This is a genomic window from Streptococcus sp. DD11 (assembly GCF_001578865.1).
Taxonomy (GTDB): domain Bacteria; phylum Bacillota; class Bacilli; order Lactobacillales; family Streptococcaceae; genus Streptococcus; species Streptococcus panodentis.
Genome location: NZ_KQ969393.1, coordinates 543,228 through 544,362, shown reverse-complemented (window position 1 = coordinate 544,362; position 1,135 = coordinate 543,228). Strand labels below are relative to the sequence as shown.

The following is a 1,135-nucleotide window of genomic DNA, read 5'->3' as shown; positions in this document are numbered from 1 at the left end:
GACTTGCTTCGCAAGTCCTATCCGCAACCTCAAAGCAGTGCTTTTGTTGCTTCCTCTCGGAAGCTCTATCTAAAACCTCAAAAGCTCCACTGGAGCTTTTGAGCAATCAGCTACCGCGTCAAGAGTTTTTTACCAAAACAAAGCGAGACTGAAGGACTTTTATACGGTATCTTCCCGAAGATAGCTCCCTCTATAAGTGAGGGCGCAGCCATCATGGGAGTCTGTCTCAGCCTCTCGGCCTATCGCTTAACATACAGGACGATAGGACAGCGAGCTGACAAAGTCATAAAAGATAAACGAAATGACGATAGCAGATAGAAAAAGAAACACAGCGGGAGCCGTGTTCATTTCCTCTTCGTCAGCTCAAAACTGGTATCCAGCAGGTCAAAAATCTGCCGGTCGCTCAGAGTTCCGTCCAAAGGCAGGCTGAGCCAGTATTTCTTATTCATGTGAAAGGCTGGATATATACCTGCCTGTCGAGTCAGTTCTGCCACCTGATTATTTTTGACATTGAGCACTTCAATGCTGCCGCTGCGGTCTTTTTCAAACTTGGACCAGTCCGTCGTCAGAAAGGCTCCGTACCATTTTTTGCTGTCCTGATGACGGAAAACCCCGGCATGGGTCCTGCTTTTCCTGTCAGACTTTTCCCACAGATACTCCAGCTGGCCCTGATAAGTCTCAGCCACATAGTCCCTCAGCCGCTGACTCTGCTCATAGAGAAAGCCAATCTCAATGAAGCACTGACGGCGAATCTCCAGCAGAGCTTGCTGACAGGCTTCTCGGACCTGCCCGACAAACTCTCCGGTCATGGACTCCATCTTGACCTGCCGGTACTCATCTCCGGTCTCTAGGTCAAAAACCTGATAATCAAGGGAAGTCTGCTGCCAGATTAGCAGCAGCTCAAAATCCCCATCCATAATCTCCTGACGATAGCGGCAGCTGCTGCCGTCCTGCTCAAAGCCATAGGCCAGCAGCCGTTCCCGATCAGCCTTGTATTTCTCAAAGATATCTAACATCTGCTTCTGCAGCTCCTCTCTGATAGCGAGCTTCCGGCCAGGACAAACTCCTATCTCCTAAAAAACAATTCTGGTGCCATGCAGCTGATTAACTGCCAAACGCTCAGCAAGCCAGTCAC

The 1,135-nt window shown here is 49.6% G+C and carries 1 protein-coding gene; it reads right to left on the bottom strand.

What is annotated here, in order from left to right; all coding sequences use genetic code 11:
- Positions 1–344: 344 nt before the first annotated feature.
- Entirely contained in the window at positions 345–1,016 is a 672-nt protein-coding gene (locus STRDD11_RS05905; RefSeq protein WP_128836248.1) for an MmcQ/YjbR family DNA-binding protein, read from the bottom strand.
- Positions 1,017–1,135: the final 119 nt, after the last annotated feature.